The following is an 18,993-nucleotide window of genomic DNA, read 5'->3' as shown; positions in this document are numbered from 1 at the left end:
TCTTTGGAGAGACTGAATCAAGTGCTATCTCTTCATATTTGAAGTTTCTCTTGGAGAGTTGTCAGACCGGTAACAATGAGCAAGCTGGAGAGTTGTCATTTATCGAGGCAACAGAGATCTCCGGTTCATGCAAAGGATGGCCGGCGGTAATCGGCGATCCTGAATTTGCAAAAAAAGCATTGGAGAACTACAAAGATTATCTGAACAGGAAGCATCGGAAGGCTGAATATAATGTTGTGCTTGAGGAAGTTGCCAGGAGGGTATGTGAGACTTACAGCATTTCCCTTGAAGAACTGATGAAGCGGGGAAGGAAGGACAAGCGGTCGAAGGCACGAGCTGAATTCTGTTATCAATCCCATGAGCAGGAGCTCATACCTTTATCTGTCATTGCCAGGTTTCTAAAAATGACTATTCCTCCAATTGCTGTTCTTGTGAAGCAAGGTGCTTCTGAGGTGGAGGAATACTGCTCTGCATAGGGCCAGATTGAATTAAACACCTTCTTAAAAGCTGCTTGAAGAGCCTGCCTGGTCCAGGAAGTGGAAGGTTTTTATACACTTGCCTGAAGAGGATAGTCTCCAGTAATATCAATCCCCAAATCAGATATCTTTAGAATAAAAAAAAGCCTTTTTATTTTGCGCGATAAGCAATTACACATAACTAATTAGTCCGTCCCTGAAAACGAAAACGTAACACTCAAACATAATAAAATTGGTCCGTCCCTTTCTCTTGAAACGATAAAGAGTTACTAATCATAGATTCCCAACGAAAAACTTCTTAAAAGCCTAACCCGAAAACCTACCTGTGGATTGAGTTATATCCCCTGATAATAGGGCTATTGTACCCTCTGCTTGTAAGAAAGATAACCTGCTGAAATATCAACCCAGAAACAAGCAAATGAGATCATTTATTATGACCTGTAACTACACTTATTCTAACCAAAATAGTCCGTCCCTTTTGCAACTGAACACCTGTATACAAAACTATCTCTTATATCATCCTTAATTAAATCTAACCTCTTATATTTCAATCAATTACGCAGTGTATTGTATACAATTTGTATACACATTGTTAAAGAACCCCCTAAATTCCCCGGATTTTGCTCCTTTAAACTCATATATTATTCATTGTACCTTTAATAATCATGAAACCTGCCTTTAAAAGGAGATGATAAAATGCTTACGAGTGCTCCTTTCACCAGAAATGTCCCAAAACTCATTGCCGGAATTTTCCTGATTTCTGTTTTCGCCTTTAATTCAGAAGCACAAAGAAAGATGGAAAACCTTGGAAGAGGTCTGGTAGCCGTCAGACGATCCTCAAGCCAGGTTCTTGTAAGCTGGAGAATACCGGTTCCCGAGTTTTACAATGGCACAAAATACAACCTCTACAGAGGAGATACCCGGATTGCCGCAGACCTTGAGGTCTCCAACTACGTCGATAACACCAACTCAAACGGGAACTACAGTGTGGCTGCAGTTGTTGGTGGAGTTGAACAGTCCAGATCCGCTGCAGTTTCTGTCGTGACTTATGTTCATGGATCAAACACCATACCCTGTCTGCGGGTTCCCATCAGAAAACAGGCTGGATATACACCAGGGCTAATCTGGGTAGGAGACCTGGACGGTGATGGGGAGTATGATTTTGTTATCATGAAAACTCCCTCAGACGCTGCAAAGACCCAGGTAGTAGAGGCATACAAACGTGATGGTACATTTCTATGGCAGCTTGACTGCGGACCAAACAGTCTGAACAGAAACAATATCGAACCCGGTTCTTCTTCAGTCGGTATAGGACACAATGACTGCCTCACCGTCTACGATATCAATAATGACGGAAAAGCGGAAGTGATCATGAGAACGGCAAACGGAGTGAAATTTGGCGATGGTTCCGTTCTCACAGATGCAAATGACAACCGTCTTTTCATATCGGTAATGGAAGGGATGACAGGAAAAGAGATTGCACGTGCGTCAATTCCTACAGATTACATCTCTGACGGACCGATGAGTGGACACATGGGAATAGCTTATCTTGACGGGGTGAATCCCAGTGTAGTTTTCTCTGCCAAAAACAGAGTAGGTTCCGGCGGCTTTAATATGATGGTAACTACATACGGTTATGCCGGCAGTGAATTCAGGATGCACTGGAAATGGCTCCGCGGAAACCAGGACTGTCCTGATGGTCATAATGTGAGGACAATAGATGTCGATGGGGATGGGAAAGATGAGATCATTCCATTTGGATACTGTCTCAAGCCTGATGGTACACTTCTTTACAGTCTGGGACGGACCGGCGGGCTGGTTCACGGTGATCGCTTTCATGTGGGAGATCTTGATCCCTCACGTCCCGGACTGGAGGGCTATGCAATACAGCAGGATAACCCTTCGAGACTTGCATGGGCTCTTTACGATGCAAAAACAGGATCCATTTTACAAAAGCAGATTCTCGATCAGGTAGCTGATCTTGCCCGGGGAACTGCCGGGGATTTCGACCCCCGTACACCGGGATATGAATTCTGGACTTTTACAGATGGCATTTACAATGTTAATGGCTCAAGAGTCTCAAATGCACTTCCGGCCTCGTATCCGAATCTGCGAATCTGGTGGGATGGGGATCTGCTCAGTGAGAACCTGGACAACAATAAAATGACTAAGTGGAATTACCAGAACAGCAGTGAAAGCCGCCTGTTTACTTTTAAAAACAATATTCAATGGGCGCGGAATGTACCCGGATTTTACGGCGATATACTTGGTGACTGGCGCGAAGAGGTGGTATATGTTGCTGATGATCAGAACAGTCTGCTTGTGTTCACCGCCACAGATCCTTCACCAGACAGAATCTACACTCTTCCCCACAATCCCGCATACAGGAACTGTATGACATTCAAAGGGTATTACCAGTCAAATATGGTTGACTTTTACCTGGGCAACGGGATGAATACTCCTCCTAAACCCAACATATCAATAATTGGTCAAAATGCCTCCTATTCTCTGACAACAAAAGTAATCGGATCCGGTTCGGTGAGCAAATCACCCGATTCCGACAGCTATAAGTCCGGTGTTGAGGTAACACTTACAGCATCTCCTGCAGAGGGCTGGGAGTTCAGCGGGTGGAGCGGAGCTCTGAGCGGTACCGAAAAATCCGTCAAAATAACAATTAACAGTGATATCTCTGCTGTTGCCCACTTTACTCCATCTGTTCCCTCAGGTACCAAAAAACTGGCTATCATATCCGCTACGGCAGGTGCGGAGCAGACAGGTAATCCCAAAGAGAACTCCTTTGACGGAAATACTGCCACCAGATGGGCAAACGATAATACTATTGAGAATGCCTGGATAACTTTTGATCTTGGTTCCACAAAGGCTATAAATGCTCTCAGGATTATGGCTCAGAATGGAGTAAGCAGAACTTATGAGTTGAAGATTGAAGTGGGTGATGAGCAGATGGTGCAGGTATGGAGCGGTACCACAATGTTGAACCCTTCACTTCAAACAATTATTACCACTGAAAAAACCGGCCGATATGTGAAAATCAGCGCTTCAGGTGTCAACTCTGATAATAACAACTGGCTGAGCATCATTGAAGCGGAAGTTTGGGGAAAAGATGCTGCTGTGAATACAGGAACAGTTCCCGGCAAAATAGAGAAGTGGTCGTTCGATATCAATGGTTCCGGTCTCATTGTAAGGTCTCCCGGTAAGGAGAAAATTGATATTAAGCTTTACAATGCTCAGGGAAGAATTGTGTCAGATTTTTACAGTGGCAACCTGCCGCATGGAATCCACAGAATAGCTATTAACAACAGATTACCTGCGGGTTTTTACGTGATGACAATAAGGATTCCAGACAGAAACGAAGTTATAAAAAGCCAGTTTATAATCCAAAAATGACATTATTGTATCCTTATCCGTAAAAGACGAAAAAAACTTTGTTATAGAGTTTTTTAAGGAAATCATTCAAAAACAGGGATGATTGTAACAAATACTGCAAAAACTGATTTACTTCTTCTCAAATCTTAAAAATGGTATTTAAATAAACGCCTGAATCGGTTCCTCTACAAGCTGTTCTGGATGTTCAGCCTAAAAACTGATATTCTTTTTTAAAATCCTGTATAGTAATTGTTGATAGAGAAACCTACTGTGGAACCTCAAATGCCTGAAAACTGTTTATAAAATGTATATTTTATCAAACGCCTCTGGCCTTGTATATTCATACCGGTCAAAGGAAATTTTTTAACCCGGGATTACATATGAAACAGTTGAAATTAATCTCTTTCATGGCAGTTGCATTTCTTGCATTGTCAGAAGCAGAAGGTGCAACAGTAATAATCGACCCATCAGTAAAATATCAGCGTTTTGAGGGATGGGGAAGCAGTCTTTGCTGGTGGGCAAACAATACTGGACGCTGGAGTGCGGCGAACAGAGCCAGACTGGTTGGTGCAATAGTCAATCCAGATACCGGACTGGGTTACAATATCTTTAGGTATAACATCGGAGGAGGTGACAGACCGGGGCATAATCATTTGACCAAAGGTAACGGAGGTGCAGCCATTCCCGGTTTCAAGCCCACTGAAAACGGTCCATACGACTGGAGTGCCGACTCCTGTCAGCGCAACATTCTCCTTGAGATTGCTGCTCAGGGAAAAGATCTTATCTTCGAGGCATTCTCCAATTCTCCGCCCTGGTGGATGACAAAGAGCGGTTGTGCTGCCGGCAGCAGTGATGGATCTGACAACCTTAAGAGCGACTATTTTGATGACTTTGCTGACTACCTTACCGAAGTCGTAAAGCACTATAAGGAAACCTATAATATTCTTTTCAGAACCGTTGAACCATTCAACGAACCAAGCGCTGGCTGGTGGAATTCAAACGGAACCCAGGAAGGGTGTGGTTTCAAAAACAATCAGTCCCTTATGATAGTGGAGCTTGGTAAAGCACTTGCAGCCAAAAACCTTTTCCCTGCAACAACAGTCAGTGCCTCAGATGAAACATCCATTGAACAGGCACTTAAAACCCTTAACGCATACAGTCAATCCGCACTTGACTACATTTCTCAAATCAACACTCACAGCTACTCCGGGTACAATTTCAGAACTCAGCTTGCGCAGGCTGCGGCATCAAAGGGCAAAAGACTCTGGCAGTCTGAGACGGGTCCTCTGCATAAAGATGACAACAGTAATATTGCACTATGGATGGCGGATGTGATCATACGTGATTTACGCGAGATGAAGGCTGAAGCCTGGCTTGACTGGCAGATCTGCGATCCCAGTGGTAACTGGATGACTATCAATGCTGATCTCACCAATCAAAGATTCACATATACATCAAGATTCTATATGCACTCGGCTTTCTCAAGGTTTATCCGTCCAGGTTCACAGATAATTGCAAGCAACAATGACAATACTGTTGCCGCACTTGTACCATCAACTGGAAGCCTTGTGGTTGTAATAAGAAATGGTACCGGCAGCAGCGTTGATTACACTTTTGATTTATCAAAATTCTCCGAACTGGGAGAGACAGTAAAGATTCACAGGTTCTCTCTCCCCGGCAGTCTGACCTCCTTGCCTGATATTCCTGTTTCCGGCAAATCTTTCTCTATCAGTGTTCCAGGTCAGACTGTTACCACCTGTGTAATTCCGGGAGTGATTCCTGCTGAATGCGATCCACCGGTCCTTACCCCATATGCGAAAGTTAATAATGATCCCTGGCAGGAAACAGATGAAGTAACTGTGGATGAAGGGGACTCTCTGATACTGGGCCCGCAGCCCCTGACAGGTGACTGGACCTGGTCCGGCCCGCAGAATTTCAGTTCAAATTCAAGAGAAGTGAAATTTGAAAACATCAGACCCGGCCAGGCCGGAAATTACAAAGCACTTTACACAAACAGTTACGGCTGCACAAGCAGTGTAATTATCAAGGTAAATATAATACCAGTTGTTTCTCTTGTTAATCAGTTTCAAAAATTCACATTCCGGCCGGTTGGAGTTAAAGGAAGCATAATAACAGTTAACGGAAGCGAAAACAGGCCTATTTTTCTTGAACTGTACAATCTAAGAGGTTCTGTTATTTATAGAAAAAAAGTGCTGAAACCATCCAGCATCCCTGTCTCCTCGATTGCAGGCAGGGGAAGCTACATTGTAAAAGCGATGGGGAATTCCGGTGAAGTACTGTATATAAGCAGAATAAATGGTATTTAGTTTGTTGCTTTCAAAGGCATTTCAGGATCGACTGCATCATTTTTCCGGAATTCATGCTTGGCATAAATAGCTCAGAGTAAAAAGTGTCTCTTGCAATTAATATCTGTTGCCAAGGCACGATGCCTGTGATCAGAGGCAGCAGCATTTAAAATTTCCTGTGCCTCAATATCTCCTTCAGACTTCTTAACTATTCAGAATCAGACACATGACAGTCCTCATCCATTGCAGGAAGAGGATCGGGGATTTCCTCTTTTCTGTCCCTGAAAATATTTACAAAACAATACACATTAAGTCCGATAATCACAGTCCAGATAAGCGCCATAAAGATCCACCCTAAAGGCATCATTTGTTCACGCATGAACCGTTTCCTTCTCAAGATTGTTAACTGTAGATTTATTCTCGTTTTTATTCTTTTTCCATGCCAGATAAATGACCAGATTGATCCCGAAAAGAAGCATTAGAAGGAGAATTCTGAACGCTGCAATAAATACTGTTTTAGACAGTGTTACACCCAGAAAATTCACCTGTTCCGATGGATCTATTCCCTTCAGGGTAATAAATCCCCATCCGTCAGTAATAAACCAGGCTGTCAGGATTACCAGAAGGTAAACAGGAGTCACGTATTTGAGGATGTATTTGAATATGACCGGAAGCCTGATATGAGCACCCCTGTTCAGTTCATCCCAACCTTTATCAATTCCCAGTACCCATGCGAACAGAACTGCCTCGATGGTTCCAAAGATGACAAGCGCAAATGTTCCTCCCCAGAAATCAAGCTCATCGATTGCACCGCCCGACAACCCGAACACTCCGATAAGACACATAATAAAAGACAGCAGGGCTGTTACCGCAACCGCCCTGGATCGTTTCCATGAGAGCTCATCCTCAAGAAAACTGATAGAGGGCTGTATAATGGACATCGATGAGGTAATTCCGGCAAAAAACAGCAGCATGAACCAGATAAACTGCAGTAGTGAAGACAACGGTATCTTCCCCAGCAGCATTGGCATGGTATTGAACCCCAGCCCGAATGTCCCCACTTTTGCCACCTGTTCTACATTGTCTACACCGAAAAGCACAATTGCCATCGGAATTACTATTGTCCCCCCGATTATTACTTCAGCAAACCCGTTTGCAGCACAAGATGACAGAGAAGATAACGCGACATCCTGATTACGGTGGACATATGATGCATAAGTAAGTATTACTCCGATACCTACACTGAGAGTAAAGAAGATCTGCCCTGATGCTTCCAGCCATACTTTGGGTTTCAGCAGTGAACTGAAATCAGGATTCCACATAAAAGCCAATCCACGGTCAATGTCTGGAATGGTAAGGACACGAATCAGAAGCACTATTCCAAGAATAAAAATAAGTGGTAAAGCAAATTTATTGGCCACTTCAATGCCACGCCGTATACCGAATCCGATTATGGCGAAATTCAGAATAAATGTCACCAGAAAAAAGACAAGTGCAGCAGGGATATTTGCGAAAAGTGTAGTCTGGAGAGTTATATAGTTGCCGAAAAAAACGGTGATAGTATTTGTTTCTACTGCATTAAGCAGCTCACCGTTAAGAGCATAGAAGGCAAATCCCAAAAGCCACGATTCAATGTAGACATAGTAAAAATAGATCAGGAGCGGACCCAGGATGCCCAGCGATCCAACATATTTTGCCCACGGTTTCCTGACTACAACATCGAGAATACCGGGTGCACTCCCATGTGAATACCTGCCTCCGTATCTTCCCATAGTCCACTCTACCCAGGCAAGTGGTATCCCCAGAAGTACAAAGGCTATCAGGTAAGGGATCAGAAATGCCCCGCCACCATAGGTTGCTGCCTTTACCGGAAAACGCAAAAAATTCCCCAACCCGATCGCGCTTCCTGCAACTGCCAGAATTACTCCGAGTTTCGAACCCCAGTACTCCCGCTGTGCCATTTTTTGCTTGTCTCCTGATATTCTATTTCAGTGCCATTTTTATACTAAAACTAATTTCTCTAAGTAAAAGGAACAAGTATTGATGGAAAATCCTTATGGTATGCAAAGAATTGCTTACCACAGGCAGCGGTGACATCATTTATACTAAAAGTCTCCTTACGGGAGATGCATTCTTCATGCATTTTCCGGATTTGTAATGACTTTTAATTTAATTACGGGATTTTTTCCTGAACAACAACAATGAAAAACAAAATTCTTTCAGGATTCCAATCACTGAAAGCTGCTGTAATCGATGCTTCATCTGTCATTTACATGAAGAAATCCGGTTTTTTCGATGTCGCTGCCCGGTGTATTCAACTCCATACACCTGAAAGCTGCCTGAAAGAGACCGGGTTTTCAGAACTGTCTGTTGTCGTACACTGCATCGATATCCGCGATACTACTGCCGATAAGCAGCTTCTCGACCTGGCGCAAAGTTTACATCTGCCGGTCATTTCAGAGGACAGGAAGATACTGATGAGCGCTTCTAGAAACGGGATCACTTTCTATAATTCACTTATGATACTTAATTTCCTGCTTTACAATAAGAGTATCGGTACCGGGAAGTTCATGGTTTTTTTGAAACAATTGACAGGTATTGCACGGTACAGTGAGAAAGTATTACTGTTTGGAAAAGAGATCACAAGGATGATTCTTGGAGAGATGAACTGATAAACTGCAGTTTTTTCATCCCTCACTCCTAATCTGGAGTAGGAATCAGTATCTGTCGAACTGTCTTCGTAATCAAACCTGCCGCTACTAATCTCAATGTACGCTTCGGCTTCGCTCAGTGTACATTGAGAACATCCAAAGTATAGCCGGAGTGTGGGCATTTTAGCCACCAGAATCTTACCTTCAAACCAGACTGATTCACTGTTTTCATCCCTTAAAGGGCTATATTTATATATGGACTCTGCAACCGATGATTCCCGTTATATTATCAGGTAATTATTTCAAAAATCCATTCAACCAGGAGCAGTCATGCACTCAGTGACTATTTCATTGCATAAAGAAATATTCCGGTCATTCTGGCCGCTCATATCTTTGTACACTGTTACTTTTCTCCTTATAATCACTTTTGCCGGATCTGCTCACAGTGGTCAGTCCGCAATTGAACCGCCTGTATTCAGAGATGTTTCAGTGCATGACCCATCAATATTACGTGTTAATGATACATTCTGGGTTATCGGATCCCATCTGGCATCAGCATACTCTACCGATCTTATCAAGTGGACTCAATACACAAATGACGGTGTAAGAAACGGAAACAAGCTTATACCAAATGTCACAGAAGAGCTCAGTGAGACCTTTGCCTGGTCTAAAGTGACAGGTTTGTGGGCTGGATGTTTTACGCGGCTTGATAATGGTAAATTTTACATGTATTACTGCTCATGTGAAGGTAGCTCACCGCTCTCAGCTCTTGGCATTGCAGTATCCAATAACATTGGCGGACCCTATACAAATCTGAAAATACTGTTACGGTCCGGAATGAATGGTACTGGCGAGGACGGTACAAGATATAACGCCAATGTCCACCCTAATGCCATCGATCCCCATACCTTTTTTGACGCGCAGCATACACTCTGGATGGTGTACGGTTCATATTCCGGTGGAATCTATATCATAAAGATGGATCCTTCTACCGGATATCAGTTACCAAATCAGGGATATGGTAAAAAACTCATGGGCGGCAATCATGGCCAGCTCGAGGGAGCATTCATCCAATACAGTCCACACACGAAATACTACTATTTGTTTATTTCCTTCGGCGGATTGGGTGCAAACGATGGATATAATCTCAGAGTAGCGCGTTCGAAAAATCCCGATGGTCCCTATCTTGATCCAATGGGAAACGATATGATTAATTGCAAAGCTACCGGAGGCGATACCCGGGGAAGCCTTGCACCTTACGGCCATAAACTGGTGGGAAATTTCCAGTTTATGGATGAAAATGGGAAAGCTACAGGCGTTGGATACGCCTCACCAGGCCATAATTCCACCATTTATGATTCGGTAAGCAACAGGTATTTCAATATCATGCATACCCGTTTTCCCGGCAGAGGCGAGTTCCACCAGGTCAGGGTTCATCAGATGCTTCTGAATGAAGATGAGTGGTTTGTAATGGCACCACACAGGTATGCGGGAGAGAATGCCGGTCCCATCAATGCTGAATCTATCCCTGGGACCTATGCATATGTCGACCATGGCCGCGATATCTCCGGAACGATAAAAAACTCCCAGAAAGTAACTCTCAACCGTGATGGTACAATCAGCGGTGCTGTTACAGGTACATGGGAGAAGAGGGATGATTACAGGATCCGGATGACTGTCGGAGGAACAGTTTACAATGGTGTAGCATTGCGTCAATGGGACAGCGGTCTGGGACGGGAAGTGATGGCCGTAAGCGTTATGTCTGTCTCCAAAGGAAACTCAATCTGGATGAGCCGGCTGGACGCAGTAGTCAACATAATAAATTCCACCACTTATGAGCGTCATTTGGCTCCATACCTTACAATCAGAAATGAAAAGGCAACGTTTTTTCTTGAACATGCAGGTGAGGCCAGAATAATCGCGTATGATCTCTCCGGACGAAAAGCCGGTATTCTATGGAGCGGCCGGGGAATTGCAGGACAAAATATCGTGACACTTAATAAGACATCTCTTGAACCAGGATCATTTTTCTTTACACTCAGACACGGAAACAGTTCTGTTACCAGGCATATCGTTTTTCCATAGAATGAGTACCAGCGGTCGAAGGCCCAGGTAGCCTTTACTGGCGCAATGAGAATAGACAATTATACTTATTTTTACAGGCAATATATCGTTGCCATGTGCTTAATTCAGCATATCTTTTCAGGGCTTCCGGAAAAATGACCTGTTCTTTTTACCCGGGCCTTTATCCCGGACAAACACAAATGGCACAGATTCTTATCAGTTAATAACGAGTAAAACAGTAAACTATCAATGTAGTCCATCTGTACTATAAAATTTCTTCCGAAGATCCACCTTTTTCTGCCAAACATCCATTTATTGCTTAATATTACTGGTAATTAATTTTTTTCACTGCATTTAATCCAGGGGGGGGGTAAAGGAAAATGCTTTACTTTAAAAAGCTCAGATCTCTTGCTGTCACCACTACTCTAAGTGTGTTGGCAGCAACAGTTAGTGCGTCATCCGGAACACAGGTTGTGGAGAAACTGTCCCGGGGACTTGTTGCTGTAAAAGCAGGAAACGGGTATTTCCTCAGTTGGCGGTTGTTCGGCACCGAACAGGGAACCGACATTGCATTTAACGTATACAAAGGATCAACCAGACTCAATTCCACTCCTATTACAAATGCAACCTGCTACCAGGATAACAGCAGCGGCAGCGGAGAGTATTCAGTACGGGCAGTTATCGGGGGGCAGGAGCAGGCAGCAAGCACTGCCGAGCATGTGCTTTCATCCAATTATCTCAGAATTCCACTGAGAAATGTTTCAGGGTACAGGGCCGGTGATGCCAGTTGCGGTGATCTTGACGGTGATGGACAGTACGAGCTTGTGGTCAAAGAGGAAAGGTCTCCCAGAGACAATTCACAAAGCGGGACAACCGGAGAGGTCAAACTGACTGCATACAAACTGGATGGTACCCTTATGTGGAGGATCGATCTGGGGGTTAATATCCGGGAGGGTGAACATTACACACAGTTCATGGTGTACGACCTTGATGGTGACGGAAGTGCTGAAATTGCATGCAAAACCGCTCCGGGTACCAAAGACGGGACCGGATCATTTTTAAAGACCGGTCCTGCTGCTTCCGATAATGATAATGCCAATTACCGTAATTCAGGGGGTTATGTTCTCAATGGTCCGGAATACTTTACAATATTCAGCGGAAAAACCGGTGCTGAACTCGCAACTATCAATTACAAACCTCCAAGGGGGAGCGTATCCAGCTGGGGGGACAATTATGGCAACCGTGTGGACCGTTTTCTAGCCTGTGTCGCTTACCTTGACGGCGTTAATCCAAGCGTAGTGGCATGCCGGGGGTATTACACACGCACCTGTCTCTGGGCTCTTGACTGGCGCAATGGCAAACTGACCGAGCGATGGTTCTTTGACTCCAATGCATCAGGAAACAGCAGAGCTGTGGGGCAGGGCAACCATAATCTCAGTGTGGGTGATGTAGATGGCGATGGGCGACAGGAAATAGTGTATGGGGCCTGCACCATTGACGATGATGGCAGGTTTATCGGAACATCAAGAGTAGGACACGGAGATGCCGCCGCCTTGTCTGATATCGATCCCGACCGCCCTGGTCTGGAGTACTGGTCATGCCACGAGAGTGGCCGATGTGCTGATCTGCGCGATCCATCCAAGGCAGATGGCGGTGTCCTGTGGTCAAAGCCAGGCACCGGTGACGTGGGACGCGCAACAGCAGCAGATATTACAGCCGCTCACAAAGGCATGGAATGCTGGGCCTCTACAGGCGTAGGTCTTTACAATTGCAAGGGACAGCCTATATCCGGTTCACCGGGATCGATGGCATTTGTAATATGGTGGGATGGAGATCTCTTGCGCGAATTTCTCTCAGGTACAAATGTTACAAAATTCGGCGGAGGTACACTTCTAAGCACATCAGGAGTATCCACAATCAATGGAACCAAAGCGGTCCCGAATCTCCAGGCAGACCTCTTTGGCGACTGGCGAGAAGAGGTCATTTTCACCACAGGAAGTGAGCTGCGGATCTACACTACAACAATTCCCACAACCCATCGTCTCTATACTCTGATGCATGATACACACTACCGTGTAAGCATTGCCTGGCAGAATGTCGCCTATAATCAGCCGCCATTCACAGGTTTTTATCTGGGTGATGGCATGAAACTTCCGCAACCCAAACCGGATATCACCTATCCGGGCACAGTGAAAATTGAAGCCAGATCTACAGTACCGCATAACTCAGGCACAAAACTGGTACGCGACATTCAGTTTAGTCCATCCACCCTTTCCTTTATTATTAATAAACATAATAAAAACGTCAGAATTGATCTTTTTTCAATCGACGGGCAAAGGGTATTCAGCAGAAAAGTAAACAGCACATCCGGTGCAGTATCGGTCAGTTTGCCAAAGAAGAGTCTGCATAATGGTTATTATCTGTTAAAAATAACATTGGATGGAGTTTCAGAACTGTACAGAATATGCGTCTTCAATTAATGAAATATCCGGATTACAATTTCACGGCAAAGCATTTTTCATGCTTTGCCGCATATTGATTTGGAAACCGGCAGCCTATTCTTTACGAATTAAGATGATTTTCTTCCCGAAGGATTGTTGAAATCAGTGGGCTCAGAATCACCGGTATGGGACCTCAGGCCGGTTCCTTTTCAGAAGACCTGTTTAAAAAACCCATCGATACGAGAAACAGGAATTCTAAAACAAAAACACCGGCAAGTAAACCAATTCCTGAGTAAGTGAATCCATAGGAATGAAGGCCAACACCCAGAAGGTTTACACCGATCCATGCAAGCATCACCATAAGAATACTGATTACTGCGCATGCAGATGTTAAAGCCGACCCGATAATCTTTCCTCTTTTTGCATGAACCACTGCAGAACCCCATAGTATTATCAGTAAGGCTCCGTTTTCTTTTGGATCCCACCCCCAGAACCTTCCCCAGGCCTGATCCGCCCACATTCCCCCTAACATGGTTCCAGCAACCGTAAAAGCAAGCCCGAGGAGCATAAAGATGTACACTGCTTCAGATGTTGATTGTGTAACCTTTTTATCTGTTTTCAATGCTCTCTGAATCAGATGTATATGTCCCAGCAGCCCGGAGGCAAGGAATCCTGCATATCCGGTTGAAATCGTCACAATATGAATCGTAAGCCAGAAGCTGGAATTCAATACTGCGGTAATAACCCCGAAAGTATCGCCATTAACCGCATACCTGCCTGATATTACCAGAAATAAAAATCCTCCGCACGATGCAATCAATTTACCAAGGTTACGTTTTTGAATCAGATCGAGTCCTGTGCCCAGTATCACAATTATCCACGATACAAAAACAAACGTTTCATACAGACTTGCCAGCGGCGGGCGCAACTGTATGAATATCCTTAAAATTAAGCCTGTAGTCTGCAGCAGCCATCCACACCCGATTAAAAAGAGACTGGCAACCCCCGCCCATTTATGGCCATAAAACATCCCAAAGAGAGTAGCAAATATTGCCAGTACAAGAAGAATTCTGGCCCAGAAAAACAGATTTAATCTGTTATATAGAATTTCAAGTCCAGGGAAAGGATAATCCTTGTATTTTACAGATGTTAAATGATCGACTGCGTCAGCGAAAGAAGCGACATCCCGGTTCAGATATGCGGCTCTCATATGAAGAAGTAACCTGACCTGATTGTCTTTCAGTGCCTTGTTTCCAGATTTACCAAGGTATCCCCAGATACTGTACCATTCCTCATTTCCATTTTCATTTACATGTATGATAGGCGGCGGAGCATTCTGCATCTGTGAACTCAGTGCGTGCATTGTACGGACAAGCCTCAGCAGTTCCGATTCACCGCTTGTCAATGAATCAAGTTGTTTACTGTTTAGATTCTCCATAGCAGCAGAAAAAACATGAGACAACCGGATCATTTCGCTGTAGGAATAGGGATGATTTAACCGAAGCCGCAGCGATGAAGCCAGTGCGCTGTCTGAAATGGTAAATGCTTCAAAAGGATCAAATGCACTGAACATTGAACCCAGTGCGTTATATTCCTGTACATTATGCCACAGTTGCATAATTTCCCGTTCAAAAGGCTGAATTTCAGAAAATTCTCTTTTTGAAAGGGAGATTGCAATCTGCTCGCATTTTCCAAGCGCATTGTACAGTTCTGTATAGCGATAACGCCGTTTATACGGCCCCTCGATGCCAAGAGCATCCACTGTTTCCGGATTAATGATTCTGAAACACTGTAAGGTGTCAATTTTCCCGGGATTGAACATGAGCTCCAGAAGCCACTCCAGTGCACTCATACCGCCAATTTTTCCGCGCCCGGATATCTGAATGAGCTTTTTCCGGGCATACGAATGAAGAGGCATTTTCCGCCCCTCATCCAGAACAATAATTCTGCCTGCCCTGCTGAAATCAATTTTCGAATCATCCTCTGAGAAAACGCATGCAAAAAGCAGGAATATTATAAAAGCGGTTTTCAGCAGAGATTGATTGCTGCAGAGAGGTCTATTTTCCATCAGAGATATGCCCCGGTTCAGATTTGCTTCTCCAGATGACAAGAAGCAGAAGATGAATAATGAACCCCGCGATCATGAGGATGCTTGCTGTATAGGGGAAGAGGCGGTATGGATTATACACAACCGAAATATTGACAGCCTCATTGCCTCCGTCATTTGAAAATGACGCCTGATAAAAAGTATACGATCCATGCCTGAATGGCTTGTTCATCGACACTTTCACTTCTCTGACCAGTTTATCACTGCTGACCAGAATCTGGCTCTCCACCTTTTTGAGTGTTTTTGTGCCTGGATAGAACTTACCATGGAAATCGATCAGTTTCAAATTGACAGGTAATGGAACCGCGGAATGACGCATTGAAACTAACACAGTGTCAAATCCACAAATATAAGAAAACGGCTGTTCATTGCTCTTAAGCACTACTTCCTTTTCAAACCTGAAATTACATAATTCATCGATTATAAGTGCAGCCTGACAACCCTGAATGTTTTCCTGCCCATCGTGAGATTCCTTTATTCTGCCGACACTTCTCACTTTAAATTTCATACCTGTATTTGGAAATACTATTTCCTGATCCTTTTTCAAGCTGGCCACTGGAATTGAATCTATTACAAACGATGACTGCGAAAATATTGTCCTGAATGAGGCGATTTCAAATTGTTCAGTACTATATGCACTTGATACTTCCTGACCCTCCCGGAGCGGCAAATAGTATTCCTGTGTAAATCTGGATGAAAAAAGGATTCCAGCTAGAAACAATGCTAAACCGGAATGAATAAGTATAAGGCCGGAATACTTTAAAGGCTTTTTAAAAAACCTCAGAGAGCTGAATATCACGTTGAGTAAAAGAGCCAGTGAGATCAGCTTCATCCCTGGGAAAGGTATACTGAATCGTGTCAGTACAAACCATGATTGAAAAAACCGCTCCCTTGCCGCAAAGAGTCCCTCCGATGACTGGTAAAGAGTTCCCCAGAAAACAATAACAGCCATCAGTAAAAGACATGTAACACTCAGTTTTGCAGAAGCAATATACCCCGTTGTTTTTTTGAGGAGATTGGTCATACAGTTACATCATACAACGGGAGATCAGAAAAAGGGAGGATAATCATTTGAATCATCTATTATGGCCACACCTTCCATTTCGATAAGCCATCCCGGACGGCATACTGCTCCTTCAACGGAAATAAGAGGAATATCAGACGGCAGCCTTGACAGTAGTATATCCTGTATGAACTGATAATGTTTTCTGTTTCTGACATACAGAATTATATAACGCATATCGTCAATCGTTGCCCCATGAGGCCTGAGCAGAGCTTCGATATTGTCTATAGTACGTTCTGTCTGTCCCCTTATATCTCCGGGATAAAGGATTTCACCCCTGTTGTCAATACTTGCCGTTCCGGAAATATACATATGAGACCTGTCGCCAAATCTGATCCGCAGACCCCGCTCGAATGTCACCCCGTAATCTATTGTCGATGACAGATTATCCAGAGCCTCCATTCTTATAATCTGCTCTTCTTTAAGATTACCTATTGATAGTGAATCAAGAGTGACAAGAGCTTTCCTGTTTACCGACTTTCCTTCAATACCGGTGCTTGCAATGTACCTGGTCTTGTCCGTTAATCCGATCGAATCGAATAATTCACGGCGGGCAACAACCATCCCTTTGTAGTTATTATCAATATCTCTTACATATATCCAGGTACGGACAGTGTTTTCCCGCAGGCTCATCCTGTATTTGCTGACATTGGCTGAAAGCTCAGAAAATAGATTCTCTGTCTGGGTTTTACTGTCAGCCCCGTCACCTGTGCTGTTAGCTGTCCAGAGAAGGCTGTAGGAATTTCCATTTGTTAACATCTTCTGAAATTCTTTTTCCGGATCTGCAATTACATTGTATTTACGAAGGTAACCGGTTTCATCTTTGATATGGTAGGAAAAAAGTGATACCGGACCATAGATCGGCCTCTGTTCAATTACAGAAACAACTCCTGACTGCAGTATCCTGTATAAATCAGAATTCAGTAAAGGTAGATATTCATTGGCGTAATCACTCAAATATACACGAGTGAACTGAAGAGTGTTTTTGTCCAGCTTTAAATCATCCGACAAAGAAGCATACACATCTCTCAGTTCCTCAAGCGCTTCATCAAAGGAAATATCATCCCTGCTGTTCACAGTGATAAAGATTTCCGTCAAACCTGCAGGTGATGAAAACCTGCTGCAGGAGAATCTGGTCTCATTCTGGACAAGTGTATGCATGCTTAAATCCTCTGCCATTAAAAGAAAAATCCACAGCGAAGCATATAATACCAGTCTTCAGTTCTCGGACAGATTTCAGAGTAGACCTTTTTGCCTGCCACCATGTAAGGTGCTCTTGAGATATGATCACTTGCGATCTGCCCGCTGATCCGGAATTTCCCTATCGATTTCGATGCATAAACAGACCATTTCCAGTCATCATCAGTTTTTCGCTCCCAGTCTGAATAATACTCGATACCCGCATAGGTATTGAAATAAGGAACAGGTGAATTAGATTTCCACATAAACTGAAATGAGTTCTGGTATGGTGAAGGAAAATATTCAACCTCAACAGCAAGTACATCAAGCAATTTAAAAGCCGGCAGATTGAACCCGAACATTACCGGAATCCGCTCCCTTATGTTATTATACCATCCGGGATAATTTTTTACCCCCAGAACAGCAGATTCAGCATATAATTTAAGATCATTCTCCCCCAGAATTCCCCTTTTGAAAAACACCTTGGGATCGATGGTTATACGTGCAGCGACCTTTGTACCCCTGAATGTGTAATGGGTGGTGTCCCCTGTCAGGGAGTCAATAAAAGATGCTGATTGTGTAGTATACGATTTGTCTTTTGCAGGTGTAATTCTCTTTTCGTCAAACGGTATAAGATGGAAAAATGAGATACCTGCGGAGAGGTCGATAAATGATTTCGGGCACTTATAGCTGAGAATACCTGAGAGAGATAAATCCATTGTGGGGAACAGGTCGGTTTCGGTATTCAGATAAAGATCGACCTTATAGGTTCCCGATGATGCATGGTTGAGATAGCCTGTCCTGACACCAGCCAGTTTTACTTTGTCAGCCTGTTCAAATCCGCTTACCAGAAGAGCGGGATAAGCATTGCTGCGGAAAAGATACTCCCCCAGATTCATCGCTTCCGGATTATATTTAACAGGAAAATATCCGAATTCTACCGACACTGTATCATTGTCAGAGACACTCCAATTTGTTTGTAAAGATGCCTCAAGAAGAGAGAGTGCAAAGGATTTCTGAAGCGGTTCTGCGTTGTCTACACCCATGGAGATATTTACCACAGGGAACATAAATGAACTCATCAGATGAAGTCTGCAGACAGTTCTCGAAAACATAGGAGATGTGAATTTCACACCAGCCTGAAAATCGCCAAGCGGTTTTTCACTGAAATCAACATTCCCCATTATATTTACATATTCCGATCCTTTCACCTGACCCATAGTGAGCCAGCCCCATCCGGAAATACTGACCCCAGATTTTTCCTCAGCAAATAACATTGAAAAACTCAGAAAAAAAATAACCGCAAACCTTTTTAGCTGCGC

12 protein-coding genes are annotated in these 18,993 nt (G+C 43.8%); 6 read left to right on the top strand and 6 right to left on the bottom strand.

Annotated features, from left to right (window positions below; genetic code table 11):
- Positions 1–38: 38 nt before the first annotated feature.
- The 3 genes from GX089_06595 to GX089_06585 all read left to right on the top strand — a co-directional run bounded on the left by GX089_06595 (position 39) and on the right by GX089_06585 (position 6,187).
- The gene (locus tag GX089_06595; GenBank protein ID NLP02144.1) at positions 39–476 is read left to right on the top strand and encodes a hypothetical protein; all 438 of its coding nucleotides are present in this window, start codon (positions 39–41) and stop codon (positions 474–476) included.
- A gap of 696 nt (positions 477–1,172) precedes the next feature.
- Entirely contained in the window at positions 1,173–3,881 is a 2,709-nt protein-coding gene (locus GX089_06590) for a hypothetical protein (protein ID NLP02143.1), read from the top strand.
- Positions 3,882–4,240: 359 nt separating this feature from the next.
- Complete coding sequence (locus GX089_06585; protein ID NLP02142.1) at positions 4,241–6,187, top strand: glycosyl hydrolase; 1,947 nt, start codon at positions 4,241–4,243, stop codon at positions 6,185–6,187.
- Between the two features lie 187 nt (positions 6,188–6,374).
- Here the strand turns inward: GX089_06585 and GX089_06580 are convergent, their stop codons facing one another.
- Both GX089_06580 and GX089_06575 read right to left on the bottom strand, forming a co-directional pair.
- A complete protein-coding gene (locus GX089_06580) occupies positions 6,375–6,545 on the bottom strand; it encodes a hypothetical protein (GenBank protein ID NLP02141.1) in 171 nt (56 codons plus the stop codon).
- Positions 6,538–8,127, bottom strand: coding sequence for a sodium-dependent transporter (locus tag GX089_06575; GenBank protein ID NLP02140.1), 1,590 nt, complete (start codon positions 8,125–8,127; stop codon positions 6,538–6,540). Before GX089_06575 ends, GX089_06580 begins: the two co-directional genes overlap by 8 nt.
- 240 nt (positions 8,128–8,367) lie before the next feature.
- Here GX089_06575 and GX089_06570 point away from each other — a divergent pair, with 240 nt between their 5' ends.
- The 3 genes from GX089_06570 to GX089_06560 all read left to right on the top strand — a co-directional run bounded on the left by GX089_06570 (position 8,368) and on the right by GX089_06560 (position 13,361).
- Positions 8,368–8,838, top strand: a complete 471-nt coding sequence (locus GX089_06570) for a hypothetical protein (protein NLP02139.1) — start codon at positions 8,368–8,370, stop codon at positions 8,836–8,838.
- 309 nt (positions 8,839–9,147) lie between these two features.
- Complete coding sequence (locus GX089_06565) at positions 9,148–10,902, top strand: glycoside hydrolase family 43 protein (GenBank protein ID NLP02138.1); 1,755 nt, start codon at positions 9,148–9,150, stop codon at positions 10,900–10,902.
- 359 nt (positions 10,903–11,261) lie between these two features.
- The gene (locus GX089_06560) at positions 11,262–13,361 is read left to right on the top strand and encodes a T9SS type A sorting domain-containing protein (GenBank protein ID NLP02137.1); all 2,100 of its coding nucleotides are present in this window, start codon (positions 11,262–11,264) and stop codon (positions 13,359–13,361) included.
- Between the two features lie 154 nt (positions 13,362–13,515).
- Here the strand turns inward: GX089_06560 and ccsA are convergent, their stop codons facing one another.
- The 4 genes from ccsA to GX089_06540 are packed head-to-tail and all read right to left on the bottom strand — an operon-like array spanning position 13,516 to position 18,891.
- On the bottom strand, positions 13,516–15,390 hold the full coding sequence (gene ccsA, locus GX089_06555) for a cytochrome c biogenesis protein CcsA (protein ID NLP02136.1): 1,875 nt from the start codon (positions 15,388–15,390) through the stop codon (positions 13,516–13,518).
- Entirely contained in the window at positions 15,380–16,453 is a 1,074-nt protein-coding gene (locus GX089_06550) for a hypothetical protein (protein ID NLP02135.1), read from the bottom strand. Before GX089_06550 ends, ccsA begins: the two co-directional genes overlap by 11 nt.
- A gap of 24 nt (positions 16,454–16,477) precedes the next feature.
- Positions 16,478–17,653 (bottom strand): hypothetical protein, encoded by a 1,176-nt coding sequence (locus GX089_06545; GenBank protein NLP02134.1) that lies wholly within the window; start codon positions 17,651–17,653, stop codon positions 16,478–16,480.
- A 17-nt stretch (positions 17,654–17,670) separates the two neighbouring features.
- The gene (locus tag GX089_06540; protein NLP02133.1) at positions 17,671–18,891 is read right to left on the bottom strand and encodes a hypothetical protein; all 1,221 of its coding nucleotides are present in this window, start codon (positions 18,889–18,891) and stop codon (positions 17,671–17,673) included.
- Positions 18,892–18,993 lie beyond the last annotated feature (102 nt).

The sequence above is a fragment of the Fibrobacter sp. genome (genome assembly GCA_012523595.1).
Taxonomy (GTDB): domain Bacteria; phylum Fibrobacterota; class Chitinivibrionia; order Chitinivibrionales; family Chitinispirillaceae; genus JAAYIG01.
Note: the sequence above shows the minus strand (reverse complement) of the source record. Positions and strands in the feature narration are given on the sequence as shown.